Source organism: Shewanella sp. SM73 (assembly GCF_025653795.1).
GTDB lineage: Bacteria > Pseudomonadota > Gammaproteobacteria > Enterobacterales > Shewanellaceae > Shewanella > Shewanella oncorhynchi.
Genome location: NZ_JAKKRY010000004.1, coordinates 347,735 through 368,471, shown reverse-complemented (window position 1 = coordinate 368,471; position 20,737 = coordinate 347,735). Strand labels below are relative to the sequence as shown.

Below are 20,737 nucleotides of genomic sequence, written 5' to 3'. Positions count from 1 at the left end.
TATGTTAACGATTAACCAACCAGCAAGTTGCTAAGACACTTGATTTGATGATGAGACAGTCAGACTGATCTACTAAAAACCTTACGAAAACATAGGCTCTGATGAAGCCGCAGGGATGATAAGGACAGTAGAAGCAAATATCCATCAGGGCCAGAGGAATCCCTCAATAACAGGCCGAATATATGGGTGCAATGAACTCTTCTCAAAATTGATATCGAATGTCTTGCAAACCGGATGGGTCCATATATGGTTTTCTCTCGCTAAGAAAGTGCTGAATTATCGGGGGAAGACTTAATTGATTAAGTCTAACTAATTGTTACTCAATAAACTTATCGCGATACTGACACTAAAATTTTGTGCTAAAGTAGCAAATGCAATGTTAGTTGGATTTACCCGTGCAAGCAGTCTGCTGGGTGTGAGTAAGTTAGTGTGAATTTTGATGGTTTGACCTCTACCACCCTAAAAGGTGGATATGATGGAGTAAGTTTTAGATCCAACCTTAGTGCCAATTGAGATGTATTGATTTGATGTTAAACGTAAAATTTTATGAGATTTTACTGCTTGGTTAACGTTTTCCCTCTGTAGCAATATTGGGCATGTGTTTAAGGTCTTACGGTATTCTCGCCATAGGCCGATTGAGCAGTAACGAGATCTGAGTTGGCAAGATGATGATAGATGTACCTATTACGCAGCAACAGCTGGATAACTGGTTGAGTGACTTAAATTTAGTCGCTGAGATATCAAGCAGTAAAGCAATGTTATTAGCATGGAATGCTGCGGGTGAACTTAGCAGCATGTTAAGTTCAGACTCTGCGGCTGAAAGTGAAATACAGGCAATACTCAGCCACCTAAGTGGCAATCATTTGGCTAACCCCCAGCCTGCTATAAGCCAGTCCGTTGCGATGCCGTCAATGGTCACACCATCTGAAATCGTTCCTAATCCCTTTGATATAATTGATAAACCTACTATTTCCCCGCTAAGCAATGCTAAGTTGTACAGCTTGAGCGAGCCGATTTCAGCATTGCCGCGATTAGGCAGTCATCAAATCACGGCTGCATTATCTGTATCACAGCTAACTGAGCAGGTACGTGAGCCTCTGTTAATTATGGATACTCTGCAGCACTCAGATTGGCACACTTGTAGCGCAATCGGCAGCGTGATTTGTTTGTCTCTCGCTTGGCCATCTGGGGCTAATTTTGGCTTTTTATGCTTCTATCATAACAAGGCTCACGGCGTAGATTCAAAAACGCTACAACTCGCTAAGCTTATCAGCGATAGCATTCAACACCAGTTAGGCGAGATATTGAGCCAACATAATGCGGCTGAAACATTAAGCCGAGGTTCACCGAGTCGTGTCGATACGGTCGATTTACAAACTTTTATCGATAGTTTTGACGAACATATTTGGATAAAAAATGCCGCAGGCATTTACACTCTTTGCAATCGTAGTGTTGAGAATGCGTGGGAAATGCCCCGCAGTGAGATTGTTGGTAAATCCGATGTTGAACTCTTTGGTGCTGATATTGCAGAGATTTTTCTAGAGGGTGATAGGCTCGCTATCGAGTCTGGTACGCCTATCATTGTCGCTGAGTGTTTAGATGGCAGTGAAGCTAAAAATCATCTTTGGTTAGAAACGCTAAAACTCCCAACACTCAATGCCAAGGGGGAGCTCGTGGGCGTTATCGGTATGACTCGCAACATCTCCAAGCATAAAGCAGTTGAAGAACAGCTGACACTGGCGACCAATGTGTTTAAAAACTCGGTTGAAGGTGTCGTTGTGACCGATCGGCATGGCAATATTACCGACGTTAACGGTGCATTTTTTGAGATCACAGGTTATGTGAGGGAAGAGTTACTCGGCCAGAATCCTCGGATTTTTAGTTCGGGTCGGCATGATAAAGATTTTTTCGATAAACTCTGGAATACCTTGTTTACTCAAGGTAAATGGAATGGCGAAATTTGGAATCGGCGCAAGAACGGCACGATTTTTCCGCAAAATATCACCATAAGCACTATTTATGATGACGTTGGAGATGTGCGTTATTTTGTCGCTGTGTTTGCCGATATTTCAGCCCAGAAAGAGAATGAAGCGCAACTCACGCACTTAGCGTATTTTGACCCGCTAACGCATTTGCCCAATCGCATGAAGTTCATGATGCAGCTTAAGCAAGAAGTGCGACAAGCTAAGCGGCTGAATTTGCAATTAGCGACTGTGATGATTGATGTCGATCTGTTCAAGCATATCAACGACAGTTTTGGCCACAGTATAGGCGATGAAATGTTGGTCGAGCTTGCCAAGCGTTTACGCAGCCAAGTAGGCGATCAGGATGTGTTATCACGGATTGGTGGCGATGAGTTTGTGGCATTGATTTCAGGGATCGACAATAGTGCCGATGCCGCAGTTGCCATAAATCAATTGCGCCAAGTGTTTGAGCAACCTTTTATTGTGAGCACGGGCGACCACTTACGTTTAACGGCGAGTATGGGCGTTTCTTTGTATCCAAATGATGGAACCGATGCGGACACTTTACTGCGTAACGCCGATGCGGCCATGTATCGCGCCAAAAATGATGGCCGCAATAATTATGCTTTTTATACAGAGTCCTTAACTCAACAGTCTTTTGAGCATCTTAAGCTGCAAAGTGCCCTCTATGGCGCGATTGAGCAAAATGCCTTGTACTTAATGTACCAGCCAAAACTTGATTTAGTGACTCGACAAACCGTGGGATTTGAAGCATTACTGCGTTGGCACGATCCTCAACTGGGTTTGATTTCGCCCGCGATATTTATTCCTGTGGCAGAAAAAATAGGTCTTATCCATGAAATTGGCTTATGGGTGTTAGAAACTGCTTGCCGTCAGGGAATGCGCTGGCTTAGTGAAGGCAAACACTTTGGCCGCATTGCCGTGAACGTGGCAGGACAACAGTTACAGCGCAGTTCCTTTGTGGATGATGTGAAACGTGTCTTAGCTGAAACGGGTTTGCCCGCAAAGCATTTAGAGCTTGAAGTGACCGAAAGTGTGATGATGCAGAATCCTGATCTTGCTATCCGTGACTTAAAGCGACTTGGCGATCTGGGTATCGAATTATCGGTTGATGATTTTGGTACTGGCTATTCATCGCTCAACTATTTGAAAAAACTGCCTATTCATAAATTGAAAATTGATCAATCTTTTGTGCGGGACATTCCCTTCGATACCAACAATACCGCTATCGCTAAGGCTGTGATTGCGCTTGGACATGCGTTGAAGCTGGAAATTATCGCCGAAGGGGTTGAAACTAAAGAGCAAGCTGATTTTCTGCAACAAAACCAGTGCGATCAAGCCCAAGGTTATCTTTTTAGTCGTCCGCAACTAGCTGCAGATCTCGACGCATTTTTATCGTAAAACAAGTTTGCATATAACAATAGGACTAACGCTATGTCGCTAGTCGCTTAGGGTTGTGTCTGCTAAAATTCTGGCCATTATTTTCAGTGGTTAACCGCAATGTCTTTTAGTGCCTTACCCTTAAACTCCACGTTAGTGAATACCTTAGCGGCTCTTGGCTATGAATCGCCAACGCCTATCCAGTTAGAAGCGATCCCTGCCATCTTAGCTAAACGTGATGTTATGGCTGGCGCCCAAACGGGTACAGGCAAAACCGCTGCGTTCGCCTTGCCTATCTTGCATCATTTGATGACACTCAGCCCTACGCAAGAGTTAACGGCTGTGAGACCCATACGCGCATTAGTCTTAGTGCCTACACGTGAGCTGGCTGTGCAGGTGCAGCAGAGTTTTGTTAAGTACGCTAAAGGGACTGATATTCGTATCGGCATCGCCTACGGCGGCGTGAGTATCGATGCGCAGGTTGCCGTGTTTAATGCAGGGATTGATGTGTTAATCGCAACACCGGGCCGCTTACTTGACCACCTTAGGCAAGGTGCATTAAATCTTAAGCAATTGAGTGTGCTTGTTTTCGATGAAGCTGACCGTATGCTCGACATGGGGTTTATGGATGAAATTCAAGCCGTGCTCAAGCAAGTACCGAGTGACAGACAAACCCTGTTATTTTCTGCCACTTTAGATGCCGCTATCTTCAGCTTAAGTAAAGCTTTACTGCGCGATCCCAAGTTGATTGAAGTTGCCAAGCGCAACACGACCGCTGCCGAAATTGAACAAGTGGTTTATGCCGTCGACGCCGACCGTAAAACCGAACTCGTCAGCCATCTGGTACGCAGTAAAAACTGGCATCAAGTGCTGATTTTTAACCGCACCAAGCAAGGTGTCGATAAACTGGTTCAGCAGCTCAATAAAGCCGATATTATTACTCAGGCGTTTCACGGTGACTTGTCCCAAGGCGCGCGCGAGAAAGTTTTGCAGGAATTTAAACAAGGTAAGATTCAAGTGCTAGTGGCAACGGATGTCGCCGCCAGAGGCTTAGATATCGTCGAGCTAAAATATGTGATCAACTTTGAGCTACCCTTTATTGCCGAAGATTATATTCATCGTATTGGTCGCACAGGTCGAGCGGGTAGTGCAGGGCTTGCCATCACCCTCTTTAGTCAAGAGGACGCCCTATTATTGGAAGAAGTTGAAGTTGTGCTCGACAAGCGTCTACCACAACAATGGTTACTAGGCTTCGAACCCGACTTTAATAAGATGGATACTGAACCTAGACGTAACGGCAAAGCGGCTCAGAAGCAAAGAGCGAAGAAACGGGCTTTGGGTGGAAAGGGGAAAAGGTAGGTTTTTAGGTGCGGCGTCTGAATGGCTGAATCTAATAGAGATTAGATCAAGTGACATGATTCATTTATTGATGCCAGTTCAGTTCCCGCCGCCGCATTTGAATCGATAGCTCGAAATAAGTAATCGCATGAAAGTTCAAACAAAAAGGGCTTAACCTTACGGTTAAGCCCTTCTGGTAAAATTGGTGGAGGCGGCGGGACTTGAACCCGCGTCCAGAACACCTACATCCAAGGCACTACATGCTTAGTCTCTCTTTTAATTAACCCGAATAAACTCCGAAAGACAGGATTTCATCGGGCGAGTCCGGTACTATTTCGCGGTTCACCCCCGGACGGAGTTCCCTCGCTATCAAATGTAAGATGACCATCTGTATACACCGCCCATTTGAGAGACCTGTGTCAGATGGCTAGCTAGCCTAAGCTGCTAGAGCGTAGTTATCGTCGTTTGCAACTATAACTGTGCGGCTTTTTACGAGGCCAACCGCCCCTCGGCATGCTCCCAGGGTTTCGTGAATCCTGTCGAATCCAGAATCGCCCCCAAGAATTTGATTGTAACCCGTAGCACTATGATCACCTAGCATCATTTGCTTCAAGTTCAATCGTTTGTTCATTATCCGTGCGTTTTTTCTTTTTTCATCACGCGGGCTTTTTCAACTTCCCATTCACGCGCTTTAGTATCTTCGCGCTTATCGTGATCTTTCTTACCTTTACCTAGGCCAATTTCCACTTTCACCCATGCACCTTTACGCCAGTACATTGAGATAGGAATAATAGAGTAGCCTTGGCGCTCAACTAAGCCCGCTAGTTTATCTAGCTCTTTACGGCTGAGTAGCAGTTTTTTCAAACGTAGGGGATCGCAGACAACGTGTGTCGATGCCGTATTCAAGGGAATAATGGTGCAGCCATGCATAAAGGCTTCGCCATTTTTCAGGAATACGTAACAGTCGGACAAGTTGACCTTACCCATACGGATAGATTTCACTTCCCATCCCATAAGGGATAGGCCGGCTTCCATTTTCTCTTCGAAACGGTATTCGAAGGTTGCGCGCTTATTACGTGCGATAGTCGCAGGCGCGGCTTTGCTTGAATTTTTCTTTACCATAGTGGCGCCATTATACGCACGGTGATTCAATTTGGTATTGATATAAGGTTTTATTTAGTTAATTTCAAGCCTCTATCGTGTTGTTGCTTGTTTTTTGAACGCCATTAAGGGGTTGAGTATCAGCTTAAGTGCACAAGGGGTGCGTTTTTTACGTATCGTGATAAAATCCGTGCAAATTTTGATTGCTTGCCTAAGTTGTTTATTGCACGTGCGTTATTTTCGTGCGTTTGAGTTTGCTTAGGTCGCTGTGAATACGTTAGTGAAGAGTACTAAGTCCTATGCCGCAAATTTCTCGAAGTGTGTTAGTCCGTTTTAGTGCGATGCAAATGTATGACTTAGTGAATGATGTCGAGTCGTATAAGGAATTTTTACCCGGTTGTGTGGGTGGCAAAGTCTTAGAATTTGATGGCAAGACTATGTTGGCATCTGTTGATGTGAGTAAAGCGGGGATCCGTAAGACATTTACGACTCGCAACCAAGTGGTTCCTGGTAAGAGTATTGATTTAACATTGGAAAATGGGCCCTTTAAGCATTTATTGGGGCAGTGGCGTTTTACTGAGCTGACTGAAGAGGCCTGCAAGGTAGAATTCGAGCTGAGTTTTGAGTTTTCAAGTTCGTTAGCCGATATGGCCTTTGGTAAAGTGTTTAATGATCTTATGGTATCAATGGTGACGGCATTTACGAGTCGCGCTAAGGTGATTTACAGTGACAAATGAGACAGATAAGTTTGTAGTTGATGTGGTTTATGCCTTGCCTACACAGCAAAAAGTGATTTCGGTGAATGTGAATCCCGGCACGTCAGCGATTGAGGTTGTGCGTTTAAGTAACATTGTAAGCTTTTTTCCTGAGATCGATTTAGACACGGTTAAGCTCGGTGTGTTTAGTAATGTGATTAAGCATGACCAAGTGATTTTACCGGGGCAAAGGGTTGAGATTTATCGTCCTTTGATTGCTGATCCTAAGGATGTGCGTCGTCGCCGAGCAGATAAAGCTAAAGATGAAGGCCGCGCGAATAAAGTGACGGGCGGACGGGCTTAAATACTGACATCATTGCTCAATAAAAAAGCGCCCTTGGGCGCTTTTTTGTATTTGATTGACTGAGAAGAGCATTAGCAAAGTTTAGGATATTACTTAATTGGTTTTTGAACTTGCGCTTCAGCTTGATTTTCTTTAACTAATGGCTTTTCATCGGCGCGCTGTGCTGGAATTTGTGGTACTAGCTCAGTTTTATTACCTGTTGGTAAGCTGCTTTGCTCTAGCGGCGTACTAAATTCTTTACTCAGTTCATAGTCGCCTTTTACTGAGGTAAGTTTATCGCCCGTAAAGTGCAGTATGAGTTCTTTATGCGTAATGCTGGCATCACGCCCACTCTTGTAGTGATACACATAGTACCAAGTATCGTCAGCAAAACTATCTCGTAATACCGGACGGCCGAGAATGTATTCGGCTTGTTCCTTGGTCATGTCAATGCGCAACTTTTCAACTTGTTGCGGTTCCATGTAGTTGCCCTGTGGAATGTCGGGCTTATAAATCAACCAATCGAACACGCTACAGGCACTGAGCGAAACAGAGAGCGCCACAGCGCCCAGTAGGGTAAGACTTTGCTTTTTATTGATCATTGTATGCGCTACTTCTGAAAATCTGGCGGCCATAATACCCAAGCATTCCCCCTCATGACAAGGGCAATCGGGCTTTGCTACCGTCATAGATCGAATTGTGTGACTTTTCGACCCAGTATGTTGGCTTTAGTTCTCAATCTTTAAGGATATTTATTCGCTAAAGTCATATGGGGCTATGAGTATGATTTTCGGCTTCAGAGCCGTACAGGTTTACTGTTGGCTGGATTGGGAAAAGAGTAAATGTGAGCGATTTCTTCTTTAAAGCCAAGCAATTAGTTAGTAAGTCGATAGACAGTATGTGTGGCGATAAACATAGTAATCTCGTTAAAATCAGATTAAAGTTACCGATATGTTTTTATTGTGTTCTTGTACTGTGGCTTTTTGCCGTGAGTTTGCAGTGTTAGAAATAAAATAGTGGGATAGATGCATTGGGTTCTTTAGTTTGCGTAGGTACGGGTTTACAACTGGCCGGACAGATCAGTGTGATGAGTCGTAGTTATATTGAGCACGCTGATGTCGTGTTTTCACTCTTGCCCGATGGTTTTTCGCAGCGTTGGATCCAGAACATTAATCCCAATGTCATTAATTTACAGCCGTTTTATGCACAAAATGGTGAAGTTAAAAATCGCCGAGAAACCTATGAACAAATGGTTAATTCTATATTGGAGGCGGTGAGGGCTGGCAAAAAAACCGTTTGTGCACTCTATGGTCATCCTGGAGTCTTTGCCTGTGTTTCCCATATGGCGATTACGCGGGCGAGGGCAGAAGGGTTTTCAGCGAAGATGGAGCCGGGGATTTCTGCCGAGGCGTGTTTATGGGCTGATCTGGGTATTGACCCCGGTAGCTCTGGGCATCAAAGCTTTGAAGCTAGCCAGTTTATGTTTTTTAATCATGTGCCCGATCCGACAACCCATTTATTGTTATGGCAAATTGCGATTGCTGGTGAACATACCTTAACTCAGTTCCATACTACGAGTGACAGGCTGCAGATTTTGGTTGAACAACTGAATCAATGGTATCCGCGAGATCATCAAGTGGTGATCTACGAAGCTGCTAATCTGCCAGTTCAAGCCCCTAGAATTGAGTATTTGCCGTTGAGTAAGCTACCCGAGGCAAACTTGTCTCCGAACAGTACTTTACTGATCCCGCCAGCAAAAAAACTCGAATACAACTATGCTATTTTAACTAAATTAAGCATTAGACTTGAAGATTTAGGCTAATTGTGAGTGCTGTACTTCTGAGCTGAATTCGGGAGTCATCATATAAATAAGGAAAGGTATGTCTGCATTATCGGATTTTTTTACCCAGTTAGGCCAAGATGCACAACTGATGGAAGCGTATCAACAGGACCCTGAGTCCGTTATGCGTGCCCATGGGTTAACTGATGAAGAAATTAGCGCTGTAATGACAGGGGATATGACAAAACTAAAAGTTTTGAGTGGCGACCAAAATTATCAAACATTTATTTTAGTCAATCATGGTAATAATTAACTAATCTTGAAACGGTTACGTTGTGCCCTATTAGCCATCTTCGCCTTGTGTTCGACAGCTTTGATGGCTAACTCTCTCGATTTTGATCAGGCACTCAATGAGCTTGATGTATTACTGCAATCTGATCTTAGTGCTGCGCAGAAAAAGCTTGCCGAATATGAGAAAGAATTCAGTCGTTTAACTACAATACAACAAGGGCGACTGAGGATAGATAGAGCGATAGGTTATTTTTTCATCGGTGAATATACTAAAGCGTTAGATGATCTTCACCAAGCTGAAACCTTAGTGACAAATACTGATTTATTAGCGTCAGTTTATAGTTACAAAGCCACTGTATATATAGGGATACGTGACTATGACAAAGCCTTGGCTGCAGTTGCTCAAGCATTAGCCCTAGTGGTGAATATTGATGATGTCACGATTAAACGGCACTCATATTTAAGAATTGCCAATATTTATTCCGAAATGGATGCTTATAGCGATATGGGCCTTTATGCCAATAAGGTGCTACAACTCGCAAAGGAAACCGATGTCCGCGATATTTGTCATGCCAAATTGTTGCGCGCTATTTATTTACTCGGCGTGAAAAATCCCGACGCCTTCGATGCCTTCGAAGATAGCCGTCAATACTGTGATACGAAGCAATTCCCCCTTCTGGCGACTATGTCGATAAAAGGCAAAGCTATGGTTTTGCAGGAGCGGGGCGATTTTTTAGGCGCGAGATCGATTCTGCTATTAGCTTTAAAAGGGTATGAAGCTTTTCAATTTCAGTTAGAAATCAGCCATGTACATGCACTACTTGCCGAGAATTACTTTGCCATGGGTGAGCAGGTTCAAGCGAAAAGTCACGCCGTTAAAGTGCTTTCATTCCCCGATGATAATAGCTACATCGAACATAAGCATATTACATATAAGGTATTTGCCGAACTGATGGCGGCGGATAAACAATTTGAGCAAGCCTATGAATACACAAGAAAAGAACAATATTATAATCAATTGATTTTTGACCAATCTAGAATGAAAACCCTCGCTTATCAGGCGGCTAAGTTTAATGCTGATGAACAGTCGCGTGAAATCAATTTACTCAATAAAGAGCGTGAACTTTACATCGCTCAGCAAATGGTAAAAGAGCGGGAATACACCAATATGCTGATGTTTATCACTATTCTAATGGGTGGGCTGTTCTTCCTTGGAATTTTGTTAGCCGTAGGTCAGATGCAGAAACGTAAGTTTATGCGTATGGCGAGAATGGATGCCTTAACAGGCATATTGAATCGTGGTGCAGGGCAAGAGTTGGGAGAAAACCTTTTTGTGCAAGCCACGGCGCGTAGCGGGGATTTCTGTGTCATTTTATTCGATTTAGATTTCTTCAAACGCATCAACGATTCTTTTGGTCATGGAACTGGCGATTGGGCGCTTAAAAAGGTGGTTGACTCCCTTAAATCCCATATCCGAAATGGTGATGTTTTTGCTCGTATCGGCGGTGAGGAGTTTGCAATTTTATTACCCTATGCCGATGAAGAGAAAGGCATGGAAGTGGCGGAGCAATGTCGAGCTCGTATCGAGGCCATTGATACCCAACATTCAGGGCATAAGTTCGTCATAACGGCGAGTTTTGGCGTGAGCGGTTTAATGGCTGATGATCTGAGTTTGGATCCATTATTTCACCGAGCCGACATGGCGCTCTATGCCGCTAAGGCCAATGGCCGCAACACCGTAGTACGCTATTCTGACATATTAAAATGTGACAAGCAGGCAACTGATTTACGGCGTCATATCGCATCGCCCTCTGTGTAATGCAAGTCGAGTGAGCATTTAGTCTCATCCAGAGTTGGCAAGCCCTTCCTGGTTTTATCCTTCTTTAGTTTATTGCTCACTTTTTATTTTGCAGCCACTCACTAAAATGCGATAACAGTCTAAGGTGTCTCTAAGCGCTCCTTTACTCTGCTTTGTTGCTCCAGTTGATTTCCTCTACGCTTAAGTGTTTTTCGTATCAAAATTTCTCATTTTTAATGAATTGCCTTGACCTTGTTAATAAATAAATGGGATATCATAGCTGATAATTGCCTAGCTATTGCTGGGTCCTTACATAGAACAATGCGCATTCCTTTTTCCGTTGGAGCCTTCATGGAACAGTCGAGTTTACTCACGTCGGTGCTGCTATTTTTATTGGCGGCGGTTATTTTTGTTCCCTTGGGTAAACGTTTTGGCGCGGGTCCTATTCTTTCCTATTTGGCCGCAGGGATTATTTTAGGCCCAGGTGGTATGGCGTTGGTTTCTGATCCTGCAGCCGTGTTGCATTTTGCCGAGTTAGGTGTGGTACTTATGCTGTTTGTACTTGGACTCGAATTGAATCCAAGTAAATTATGGGAACTTCGCAGTGCTATCTTTGGTTTAGGCAGTGGTCAGCTGTTGTTGTCATGGGCTGCGATTGGAGGTTTGGCTTGGGGCTTTGGCTTGTCTATTGAGGCGGCTTTAGTGGTTGGCGCCGCGCTATCTTTATCATCGACAGCCTTTGCCGTGCAGTTAATGAGTGAGCATAGGTTGCTCACAACCCCACTTGGACGTGATGCTTTTGGGGTCTTGTTAATGCAAGATCTTGCGGTTATCCCTATGTTGTTGCTGACAGCATATTTGGCGCCCAATTCTGCTCAGATTGAACATCATGCGGTGCCTTGGTACTGGACGTGTCTTGCGCTCGTTGGTTTTGTGTTAGTGGGAAAATATTTACTGCCTAAATTCCTTAAACTAGTGGCAAGCAGTGGGGTGCGTGAAGTGCTCACCGCTTTTGCATTATTGCTGGTCATGGGTAGCGCTGAGTTAATGGAGTGGTTGGGACTTTCTGCGGGCATGGGGGCATTTTTGGCGGGTATTATGCTCGCTAACTCAAGTTATCGGCACCAGCTCGAAACTGACATAGAACCTTTTAAAGGCTTATTGCTTGGGCTGTTTTTCATGGCTGTCGGTATGAGTATGGATTTGAAATTATTGATATCTGATCCGTTACTTATTCTGGGCATTTTAATGGCTATGTTGCTGATTAAAACCTTTGTGCTGATGGTGTTGGGGCGCATTCGGCACCACAAATGGCGGCCTAGTATTGCACTAGGGTTGATCCTTGCTGAAGGGGGCGAATTTGCCTTTGTGCTGTTATCTCAGGCGCAGCTATCTGGTATTGTCGGCGATAAAATTGCGCAAGTCCTTGTGCTTGCTATTGGTTTGTCTATGGCAGTAACGCCTCTATTATTTACTTTGTTCCGAGCAACTAAAGCCAAAGTGGTGGATACTCGTCTGCCAGATACGATTAATGTCACCGAATCTGAAGTGGTGATTGCTGGATTTGGTCGAGTAGGCCAGATCACGGGGCGTATTTTGGCCTCATCAGGTATCCCTTTTGTCGCATTGGATAAGGATGCGAGTCATGTGGATGTTATTCGTAAATACGGTGGTGAAGTGTATTTTGGTGATGCCAGACGCTTAGACATGTTGATGTCGGCGGGGATTGCTCGGTCTAGATTACTATTGCTTGCCGTGGACAGTGTTGAGGATTCCATTGAAATTGCTCAGCAAGTGAAAACGCATTTTCCCCATATCAACATAGTCGCGCGGGCGAGGGACCGTAACCATGCTTATCGTTTGATGAGCCTTGGGGTGACGGATGTGTTTCGTGAGACCTTTGGTTCGGCGCTATCGGCCAGTGAGAAGATTCTCCAAGGCCTAGGTTTATCGCAGGTACAAGCCAACGAGCGGGTAAAAATCTTTGCTGAACATGATAAGAAACTGGTGATTGCGAGTGCGGCTCATCAGAATGATTTAGCGACGTTAATCAATTTATCGAATAAGGGTAAGGCAGAGTTGGAATCCCTCATGCGTGGCGATAGGGAGAATGTGAGCTAATGTTGTCACTCTGATTTGGATATAAAAAGAGAGCATAAATGCTCTCTTTTTTATTGGTTTACAACATCAAATTTAACGCTGATGTTTAAGTGTTAAAAGCTATAGCTGTATTGCAGTTTGACGTTGCGTTCTTCACCCGGCATACCTCCGAGGAACATGGCTTTACTGTAATAGTCTTTATTGAAAAGGTTATTAATGTTCAGCTGGATTTTCCAAGAATCCGCGTTGTAGCTCACTGCCGAGTCAACGACGGTATAGCTAGGCACGTAACCGTCTGGAATACCAAATGAGCTTGAGTGCGTACTGCGATCATCGACAAATTTTGCACCAAGGCTCAGCTCGATTGGGCTTGATAATCTAAACCAATCCGCGCCATAGGTAACCCAAGCACTGGCAGTGACATAAGGCACACCTTTTTGACGGCTGTCGTAATTTGCGACGTCATTCGGGTTTTGCTTATCCCTTGCATCTTGGTACATGCCATTAAGGTTAACGCGCCATTGATCATTCAGGTGGGCATTGAGATCGAGTTCGACCCCCTGAGTATCTTCGCTGCCATCGTAAAAATATACGGGAATATTAGGGGTTAATATGCCATTGGTATAATCAGGGTTGTTATAGGCGACATTAGTACGCGAGCTTTTAAAGAATACCAGTGAGCCAAGCAATTGATCCTCAAATGCTTTAAAGCGCATACCTACATCATTGCTAATTGATTCTGAATCATCTCGGTCGGTAGCATTATCTTTTACTGCATCAAGTACACTGTAAGCGGTGCGCCCTTTAGAATGGTTGATGAAAAATGATAAATCCTCAATCGGCATGTAGGTTAACCCTAGGTTATAGGTCATACCGTTATCTGTGGTATCAGCTTCTGGTGTTGCTTGGGATTGGCTAGTGCTATAGCGTGGATCAACACCAAAGTGCTCATAGGCTTGTTTAATTTCATTAAAGGCAACACCAATACGTGTGGTAAAGCCGTATGGCAGATAACTGACATGTTGTAAGCCTACGCCCCAAGCGCTGACTTTTTTGTCATAGTTAGCGGTTTTGAGTGGGTCATAGTCCTCGAATTTACCTGTGCCCCAATTAGGATTGCGGATGTCGTATATATAAGGCAGAGATCCTTGGTAAATGATTTTGCCATCTTTGTTTTTAAAGATTTGATCCGCATCGTAGATAGAATATTGTTGGAAACGAATATTACGATCTTCATAGTTGGCATTGAGCAGCAATTCATTGTCGACAGCGCCGAGCTGGAAATCATAACGTAGATCGGCAAAGTACTGCCACGAAGTCTCGTCGGCATCCACTTTACGGTATTCCTGACGTCTTGCAGCAAAAGGATAAAGTTCGCCGTTTTCAACTAATGGCGCGCGGGGATCAGTGTTGATCGGGTTTTTGCCTTGTTTCCAGTAGACGTAGTTATAAGCACCTGTTTGGCGGGCGAAGCCTGAAGTGTAGTCGCGATACTGTAATTGCTGATTAAGAAACAGATTATCGTTGAAGTAAATATTATGGGTTAGTTTAAATCTTAACTCTTCGCCTTCATTGTCCTTCGCCATTGGTGAAATCAGCCCTGCATCACCAAACGAATAGGGCCTTAAGCCATCAGCGCCTGACAACGAGGCCGCTAACTGCTGACGCTGTGCATCGGTCAGTTGTAGACCCTTACCACTTGGATCGTTGATCAAATCCTGCCAAGTGACCTCTCCCGCGCTCTTACCGCCGACTGAATCAGCATTGTAAATCCGAATCGGGTGGCCAATAGAGTCAACGGCGATAGCATCTTTTATGTAAGCACCTGAAAGCATTACATCTTGGCTATCACTTAACACCCATTTTAAGGCACCATAGATTTCGTCTCTGTCTGTACCTATATCGCGATAGCCATCACTGCGGCCGGATTTGGCCACTAAACGGTAGGCGACATCATCACTCAGGCCGCCCGTGCTATCCAGAGCAAGAGAGTAGGTATCCCATTGCCCAACTTCGGCGGTAAATTTGTTTTTTGACTCGAATTGCGGTTTTTTCTCAATTAAATTGATGACGCCGCCAGCACTCCCCATGCCATAGAGCCCAGTCGCTGGGCCTTTTAATACTTCTACGGATTCAACGTTGGTTAAAGAGCGCGTGGGGTTGAAGGTATTTCCTAGGCCTGCACCGCCATACATACCGTCATAGGTGTAATTTGCGCCTAAACCACGGATGACTATGTTGTCACCGATGCCATAGTTATTACCCGCTTGAGTCACACCACTGATGTTACGGATCAAGTCTTGTAGATTATCTGTACCTTGGGTTTCGATCAGTTCTTGGTCAACAATTACAACTGCAGCGGGTGTTTCCATGAGAGACATGTCGGATTTAGTCGCTAGCCCTGAATTTTTCACCACTGAGTTTTGTCTGCCATAAACCGTGATGCGCTCAACGTTGGCTTCAGTATTTGCTGATACCGAGTTAGCTTCGGCGGATGCAGTTTGCGATAAAACGGAAAGGCAGGCGAGTGCAGTTAGTGACAAACGAAATGATTTCATTAATGGTTCCCCCAAATAAATAGGTTGCGAATAGTAATGATTTGCATTTGAGTTGGCAACATATGTTTCAGATGTCGTGGTTGAAATGTGCAGTGCTGCGAATAAGTGTTACGAAAAGGCATGTATTTGAGGAAGTAAGGTATGGGTTCTCGCAGGAGAAAAGCTTCATAAAAAGTCGCGTCTAAGCTCCATCCCGCTGTAATGTCAAATTTGTTTCATTTTTTTTATAAAAAAGTGATTTATTTTTTGAGTTAACCATCACATCCCACCTTGTTGATCGGGAAACGCAACCTGGTACTTAGTTTGAATCGCACACGACACTTATTTCGTTTACGTAAACGTCAAAATGAAACGGTCGTTTTAATTTGTGGCAATAGCAACAGTCTTTATCATTATGATTTATATGAATTTATCTGACTTACCTCTAGGTTAGTTCAAAACATTGAGCATTTTCTACTTAGGTCTAATAGAGTAAAAATGATGTAATAATTAATTTACTATTAGTTATTTAATTACGTAATTAATTACTTTGCGTATTGATTGGTAAAGTTGTCTGACAAGTTTCATTTAACTGCAATTGTCATATGTGATTAAAATGTTTAATTGCATATTTATCAGTTGTTTGTTGTTTGTTTTTTTGTTTGGTCAGACCAATTTTAGCATGGTTTCTACTTAGGTTAATGCATGTTTTTGTCAATCTTGGACTGTTGCAAATACAAACGTTTGTCGGTAAGTTTTAGTTCGAAACAAACATTTGATGGTTTTTTGGTGAGTTTATAAGCAGCGGTGATTGGGGATGCTACTGCTTTATATGTCAGCGCTAAGCCTGTGATAGTGGAGCCTCTTGGGAGGGCATCAAGATGACGGAACACACTTTGAGTGAACAGCAATTGAATTCGACACTGGGTAAAGCTACAGCAAACGCCACGCTTAATATTGTGGGTCGTGACATTCCAGGCCAAGAAGTCATATTTACCGAAGGGGCTGTCGCCTTACTCGAATCCCTTTGTCGTGAATTTGCCGACGAAGTACCCGCCTTACTCGCTAAACGTAAAGATAAGCAAGCGCGTATCGATAAAGGATCATTACCAGACTTTCTGCCTGAAACCCGCGCTATTCGTGATGGTGCATGGCAGATTCGTGGTATTCCCGATGACTTACTCGATCGCCGCGTAGAAATCACAGGTCCCGTTGAACGTAAGATGGTGATTAACGCACTCAACGCCAATGCCAAAGTGTTTATGGCCGATTTTGAAGATTCTTTAGCACCAAGCTGGGAAAAAGTCGTCGAAGGTCAAATCAATCTACGTGATGCCGTGCGTGGTGATATTGAGTACACAGCACCGGACACAGGTAAGCACTACAAATTAGGGCCAAATCCTGCAGTGCTTATTTGCCGCGTTCGTGGTCTGCACCTTAAAGAAAAACACGTGCAGTTTAATGGAAAAGCGATTCCTGGCTCACTGTTTGATTTCGCACTGTATTTCTACCACAACTATCGCCAACTTTTGGCCAAGGGCAGTGGTCCATATTTTTATATTCCTAAGTTAGAAAGTCATATAGAAGCGCGCTGGTGGGCAAAAGTGTTTGCTTTTGTTGAGGAAAGATTTTGTCTGCAAGCGGGCACGATTAAATGTACTTGCCTGATCGAGACGTTACCGGCCGTGTTCGAAATGGACGAAATTCTCTATGAACTACGTTCCAATATCGTCGCACTGAACTGTGGTCGTTGGGATTACATCTTCAGCTATATCAAAACATTAAAACGTCATAGCGACCGAGTCTTACCGGATCGCCAAGCCGTCACTATGGATACGCCTTTCTTAAGCGCTTATTCAAGACTCTTGATTAAGACTTGTCACAAACGCGGAGCTTTAGCGATGGGCGGCATGGCAGCCTTTATTCCTGCTAAAGATCCTGCTCAGAACGAAGCCGTATTGCAGCGAGTTCGTCGAGATAAAGAGCTTGAGGCGCGTAACGGCCACGATGGCACTTGGGTAGCGCACCCTGGCCTTGCCGACACCGCTATGGGGATTTTCAACGAATACATAGGCCAAGATCACTGTAATCAATTACATATTACCCGTGATGTAGACGCGCCAATTCTGGCTAGTGAGTTACTTAAAACCTGCGATGGTGAGCGCACTGAACAAGGGATGCGTCTGAACATTCGTATCGCCCTGCAGTATTTAGAGGCGTGGATCAGCGGCAACGGTTGTGTACCTATTTACGGCTTAATGGAAGATGCGGCTACGGCTGAGATCTCTAGAGCCTCAATTTGGCAATGGATCCAACACGGTAAGTCGCTGTCAAACGGCAAATTAGTGACCAAACAACTCTTTAAAGACATGTTGGTTGAAGAGCTGTCGAACGTGAAAAAAGAAGTGGGTAGCGACAGATTCACCCATGGCAAATTCACCCAAGCAGCGGTGTTGCTTGAAGACATTACCACCTCCGACGAGCTGGTCGATTTTTTAACCTTACCCGGTTACGAAATGCTGACAGCCTAGGATGAGCCCATTTGCTTGAACCGTTTTAGGTAAACCAGATTTAGCTGTGGCGGGGCTACCGCCAACCAAATAATTTAGCAGAGTGAAACTGGGGGCAGTTTCATGATAGCTACAACATCAAAGATAAAGGAGCGACACTATGACTAAGGCAACGACTCAGACTTCACGTCAAGAACAGATTGATGCAATCAAGAGAGATTGGGCAGAAAACCCACGTTGGAAACACGTGCGTCGTCCTTATACCGCAGAAGAAGTGGTTGCGCTTCGCGGTTCAATCGTGCCTGAGAATACTATAGCTAAGCGCGGTGCTGCTAAGTTATGGGAATTGGTTAACGGTGGCGCTAAAAAAGGCTATGTGAATTCACTGGGTGCGTTAACGGGTGGTCAAGCGGTACAACAGGCGAAAGCGGGTATCGAAGCGATTTACCTTTCAGGTTGGCAAGTGGCAGCCGATGCTAACTTAGCCGGCACTATGTACCCAGATCAATCTTTATACCCAGCCAACTCAGTGCCAGCTGTGGTGTCACGCATCAATAACTCATTCCGTCGCGCCGACCAAATTCAGTGGGGCAATGGCGTTAATCCAGAAGATGAAAAGTTTGTTGATTACTTTCTGCCAATTATTGCTGACGCAGAAGCGGGCTTTGGCGGCGTATTAAATGCCTTCGAACTGATGAAGTCGATGATCGACGCGGGCGCTGCCGGTGTTCACTTTGAAGATCAGTTAGCTTCAGTGAAGAAATGTGGTCACATGGGCGGCAAAGTATTAGTGCCAACCCAAGAAGCGGTACAAAAGCTGGTTGCTGCACGCTTAGCGGCGGATGTGAGCGGTGTCGATACACTAGTTATCGCCCGTACCGATGCTAACGCGGCCGATTTGTTGACTTCAGATTGCGACCCATACGATCGTGATTTCGTGACTGGCGAGCGCACCAATGAAGGTTTCTACCGTGTGAAAGCGGGTCTTGACCAAGCGATTTCTCGTGGTCTAGCTTACGCCCCTTATGCGGATTTGATTTGGTGTGAAACCGCTAAACCGGATCTTGAAGAAGCGCGGGTTTTTGCTGAAGCGATTCATGCTCAATACCCAGATCAACTTTTGGCGTATAACTGTTCGCCTTCGTTCAACTGGAAGAAAAATCTGGATGACGCCACTATCGCGCGCTTCCAACAAGCATTGTCAGACATGGGCTACAAGTACCAGTTCATCACTTTAGCCGGCATCCACAACATGTGGTACAACATGTTCGACCTCGCTTACGACTATGCTCGTGGCGAAGGCATGAAGCATTATGTTGAAAAAGTTCAAGAAGTTGAGTTTGCTGCTGCGAAGAAAGGTTACACCTTCGTCGCGCATCAACAGGAAGTGGGCACAGGTTATTTCGACCAAGTGACTACGGTTATTCAAGGTGGCCATTCTTCAGTGACTGCACTGACTGGGTCTACCGAAGAAGAGCAGTTTTAAGCAGTAGAAGCGCTTAGGATGATCCATTGTGATTGTGGATCACTCCTTAGCACGCCTTATGCTGATGTTTGTGGTGAGGCGTGGTTAAAAACTCGAAATAGAGGGCAAGAGCGGACTGTGATGAGTTACCGAGCTTGCAGCTTAAATCTCGAGTTGAGTATGAAAGAGTGTTACCCGTAAGCCTGTGTTTAGCTGCTTTGCAGCTGTTGTCCCCGTGCAGTTCGCCTACATGTGCTGCGCGGGTTTTTAAGTCAAACCTTGTGACTTAACTTCCTACCCAGTAAGTTTTTGCTTGCCTTAGCTTGGCGACTCTATGAGTCGCTATTTTTTTGCTTATTGGTTCATTATTGCGCTGATTAATATGGTGCAACTCTGATGCGACTTGGTGCAATAATCGGATTATTTTACAGCAGCTTATTGCTATCTCATTGTTATTTAATAGCTATCAAATGTGGCCTGAAAAATGCTCTTAATATCAAGGGAAGTTACAGTGCATTAAAGCTGATTATTGGCATTCACATTGAGGTCACCGCCATGAAATATTACAGTCGCCGTTTAGTTAAACCTGAACATTTAAATCCAGCAAATACCCTGTTTGGCGGTCAGTTACTCAGTTGGATAGATGAGGAGGCCGCTATCTTTGCTGCCTGCCAGATGAAGAGCACGAGCCATGTGACTAAGCTGATTTCTGAAATCAACTTTATGACGCCAGCGCATCAAGGGGATGTGATTGAGTTTGGTCTGGAGCTGGTGAGTCTCGGCCACAGCTCGATTACTGTCAGCTGTCAAGTACGCAATAAGATGACGCAGGCGCCAGTGGTGAGCATAGATAAGATGGTGTTCGTGCATGTTAATGCCCAAGGATTGCCTGTGCCCCATGGTATTCGGGCGAATGCGGCTTAAGGGGCGTGGCGCTTAAAATGCGTGATGATTAAATGTATAAGATGCTTAAAATGAGCAGTGACGCCTAGGCGTCACTGTCATTAGTCTTTGGTTAAATCTTCTTTTACCGATTTGACCGCATCCCGTGAAGCATGACCTATGGCTTTTGTCGTGTCTCGAGTCGCGTGGCCTATCTCAGTGGTGACTTCTTTAGTCGTTGTGCCGATGGCACGGCCTGCGTCCTTTAAATCCGCACAGGCGGATGTAGCGAGTAATAAAGGAATAATAATGAGTGTCGCTTTATTCATTGTGATGCTAATCCTCAATTTAAGTTCGTAACTCAATTTACTGGGCCTTGCCATTTTTACTGTGCTAAATGACATTCGGGACAATATAACAGATCTTGAGCTGAATCACGCTATGGCGATATTATCTGCCGAGTCGCTGTTGCAATGCTTCTGGGCGAGTGTCAACCGAGTGAGCGAAACAGAAAGCAGTAAATGACGTCGAG

Annotated in this window: 15 protein-coding genes and 1 other RNA gene; 11 read left to right on the top strand and 5 right to left on the bottom strand. The window is 44.6% G+C overall.

The window, feature by feature from the left end; all coding sequences use genetic code 11:
- Positions 1-665: 665 nt before the first annotated feature.
- Both L5M51_RS08745 and L5M51_RS08740 read left to right on the top strand, forming a co-directional pair.
- The gene (locus tag L5M51_RS08745; RefSeq protein WP_263145134.1) at positions 666-3,386 is read left to right on the top strand and encodes a putative bifunctional diguanylate cyclase/phosphodiesterase; all 2,721 of its coding nucleotides are present in this window, start codon (positions 666-668) and stop codon (positions 3,384-3,386) included.
- Positions 3,387-3,485: 99 nt separating this feature from the next.
- The gene (locus L5M51_RS08740) at positions 3,486-4,724 is read left to right on the top strand and encodes a DEAD/DEAH box helicase (RefSeq protein ID WP_173246050.1); all 1,239 of its coding nucleotides are present in this window, start codon (positions 3,486-3,488) and stop codon (positions 4,722-4,724) included.
- A 182-nt stretch (positions 4,725-4,906) separates the two neighbouring features.
- Here the strand turns inward: L5M51_RS08740 and ssrA are convergent.
- Together ssrA and smpB are read right to left on the bottom strand one after the other, a co-directional pair.
- Positions 4,907-5,262, bottom strand: a transfer-messenger RNA (tmRNA) gene (gene ssrA, locus L5M51_RS08735).
- A 71-nt stretch (positions 5,263-5,333) separates the two neighbouring features.
- Positions 5,334-5,825, bottom strand: a complete 492-nt coding sequence (gene smpB / locus L5M51_RS08730; RefSeq protein ID WP_006080832.1) for an SsrA-binding protein SmpB — start codon at positions 5,823-5,825, stop codon at positions 5,334-5,336.
- Positions 5,826-6,103: 278 nt separating this feature from the next.
- Here smpB and L5M51_RS08725 point away from each other — a divergent pair, with 278 nt between their 5' ends.
- Both L5M51_RS08725 and L5M51_RS08720 read left to right on the top strand, forming a co-directional pair.
- Positions 6,104-6,541 carry a type II toxin-antitoxin system RatA family toxin gene (locus tag L5M51_RS08725; RefSeq protein WP_028760728.1) on the top strand — a complete coding sequence of 146 codons (438 nt, stop codon included), beginning with the start codon at positions 6,104-6,106 and terminating at the stop codon, positions 6,539-6,541.
- On the top strand, positions 6,531-6,863 hold the full coding sequence (locus tag L5M51_RS08720) for an RnfH family protein (protein ID WP_263145130.1): 333 nt from the start codon (positions 6,531-6,533) through the stop codon (positions 6,861-6,863). Before L5M51_RS08725 ends, L5M51_RS08720 begins: the two co-directional genes overlap by 11 nt.
- An 89-nt stretch (positions 6,864-6,952) precedes the next feature.
- Here L5M51_RS08720 and L5M51_RS08715 read toward each other — a convergent pair whose 3' ends face one another.
- Positions 6,953-7,444, bottom strand: coding sequence for an outer membrane protein assembly factor BamE (locus tag L5M51_RS08715; protein WP_028760727.1), 492 nt, complete (start codon positions 7,442-7,444; stop codon positions 6,953-6,955).
- 428 nt (positions 7,445-7,872) lie between these two features.
- On the opposite strand from L5M51_RS08715, the gene L5M51_RS08710 reads away from it, so the two are divergent.
- From L5M51_RS08710 to L5M51_RS08695, 4 genes are all read left to right on the top strand, one after another.
- The gene (locus L5M51_RS08710; RefSeq protein ID WP_173246046.1) at positions 7,873-8,664 is read left to right on the top strand and encodes an SAM-dependent methyltransferase; all 792 of its coding nucleotides are present in this window, start codon (positions 7,873-7,875) and stop codon (positions 8,662-8,664) included.
- 58 nt (positions 8,665-8,722) lie between these two features.
- Positions 8,723-8,935: a hypothetical protein gene (locus L5M51_RS08705; protein WP_173246043.1), complete on the top strand. Its 213-nt coding sequence runs from the start codon at positions 8,723-8,725 to the stop codon at positions 8,933-8,935.
- A gap of 63 nt (positions 8,936-8,998) precedes the next feature.
- On the top strand, positions 8,999-10,732 hold the full coding sequence (locus L5M51_RS08700) for a GGDEF domain-containing protein (protein WP_263172371.1): 1,734 nt from the start codon (positions 8,999-9,001) through the stop codon (positions 10,730-10,732).
- A 330-nt stretch (positions 10,733-11,062) separates the two neighbouring features.
- A complete protein-coding gene (locus L5M51_RS08695) occupies positions 11,063-12,832 on the top strand; it encodes a monovalent cation:proton antiporter-2 (CPA2) family protein (RefSeq protein WP_105249794.1) in 1,770 nt (589 codons plus the stop codon).
- Between the two features lie 92 nt (positions 12,833-12,924).
- On the opposite strand, the gene L5M51_RS08690 is transcribed toward L5M51_RS08695, so the two are convergent.
- The gene (locus tag L5M51_RS08690) at positions 12,925-15,369 is read right to left on the bottom strand and encodes a TonB-dependent receptor (RefSeq protein WP_263145121.1); all 2,445 of its coding nucleotides are present in this window, start codon (positions 15,367-15,369) and stop codon (positions 12,925-12,927) included.
- A gap of 860 nt (positions 15,370-16,229) precedes the next feature.
- On the opposite strand from L5M51_RS08690, the gene aceB reads away from it, so the two are divergent.
- From aceB to L5M51_RS08675, 3 genes are all read left to right on the top strand, one after another.
- Positions 16,230-17,879 carry a malate synthase A gene (aceB, locus tag L5M51_RS08685; RefSeq protein WP_263167146.1) on the top strand — a complete coding sequence of 550 codons (1,650 nt, stop codon included), beginning with the start codon at positions 16,230-16,232 and terminating at the stop codon, positions 17,877-17,879.
- 139 nt (positions 17,880-18,018) lie between these two features.
- The gene (gene aceA / locus L5M51_RS08680) at positions 18,019-19,344 is read left to right on the top strand and encodes an isocitrate lyase (RefSeq protein ID WP_028760720.1); all 1,326 of its coding nucleotides are present in this window, start codon (positions 18,019-18,021) and stop codon (positions 19,342-19,344) included.
- 534 nt (positions 19,345-19,878) lie between these two features.
- The gene (locus tag L5M51_RS08675) at positions 19,879-20,247 is read left to right on the top strand and encodes an acyl-CoA thioesterase (RefSeq protein WP_006080843.1); all 369 of its coding nucleotides are present in this window, start codon (positions 19,879-19,881) and stop codon (positions 20,245-20,247) included.
- An 80-nt stretch (positions 20,248-20,327) separates the two neighbouring features.
- Here the strand turns inward: L5M51_RS08675 and L5M51_RS08670 are convergent, their stop codons facing one another.
- Positions 20,328-20,534, bottom strand: coding sequence for a hypothetical protein (locus L5M51_RS08670; RefSeq protein ID WP_028760719.1), 207 nt, complete (start codon positions 20,532-20,534; stop codon positions 20,328-20,330).
- Between the last annotated feature and the right edge of the window lie 203 nt (positions 20,535-20,737).

Bases quoted from the DNA above. Each gene is read 5' to 3' on its own strand.
- smpB (WP_006080832.1), bottom strand. From the start codon at position 5,825: ATGGTAAAGAAAAATTCAAGCAAAGCCGCGCCTGCGACTATCGCACGT.
- L5M51_RS08700 (WP_263172371.1), top strand. From the start codon at position 8,999: ATGGCTAACTCTCTCGATTTTGATCAGGCACTCAATGAGCTTGATGTA.
- aceB (WP_263167146.1), top strand. From the start codon at position 16,230: ATGACGGAACACACTTTGAGTGAACAGCAATTGAATTCGACACTGGGT.
- L5M51_RS08670 (WP_028760719.1), bottom strand. From the start codon at position 20,534: ATGAATAAAGCGACACTCATTATTATTCCTTTATTACTCGCTACATCC.
- L5M51_RS08675 (WP_006080843.1), top strand. From the start codon at position 19,879: ATGAAATATTACAGTCGCCGTTTAGTTAAACCTGAACATTTAAATCCA.
- L5M51_RS08705 (WP_173246043.1), top strand. From the start codon at position 8,723: ATGTCTGCATTATCGGATTTTTTTACCCAGTTAGGCCAAGATGCACAA.
- L5M51_RS08695 (WP_105249794.1), top strand. From the start codon at position 11,063: ATGGAACAGTCGAGTTTACTCACGTCGGTGCTGCTATTTTTATTGGCG.
- L5M51_RS08690 (WP_263145121.1), bottom strand. From the start codon at position 15,369: ATGAAATCATTTCGTTTGTCACTAACTGCACTCGCCTGCCTTTCCGTT.
- L5M51_RS08715 (WP_028760727.1), bottom strand. From the start codon at position 7,444: ATGATCAATAAAAAGCAAAGTCTTACCCTACTGGGCGCTGTGGCGCTC.
- L5M51_RS08745 (WP_263145134.1), top strand. From the start codon at position 666: ATGATGATAGATGTACCTATTACGCAGCAACAGCTGGATAACTGGTTG.
- L5M51_RS08725 (WP_028760728.1), top strand. From the start codon at position 6,104: ATGCCGCAAATTTCTCGAAGTGTGTTAGTCCGTTTTAGTGCGATGCAA.
- aceA (WP_028760720.1), top strand. From the start codon at position 18,019: ATGACTAAGGCAACGACTCAGACTTCACGTCAAGAACAGATTGATGCA.
- L5M51_RS08740 (WP_173246050.1), top strand. From the start codon at position 3,486: ATGTCTTTTAGTGCCTTACCCTTAAACTCCACGTTAGTGAATACCTTA.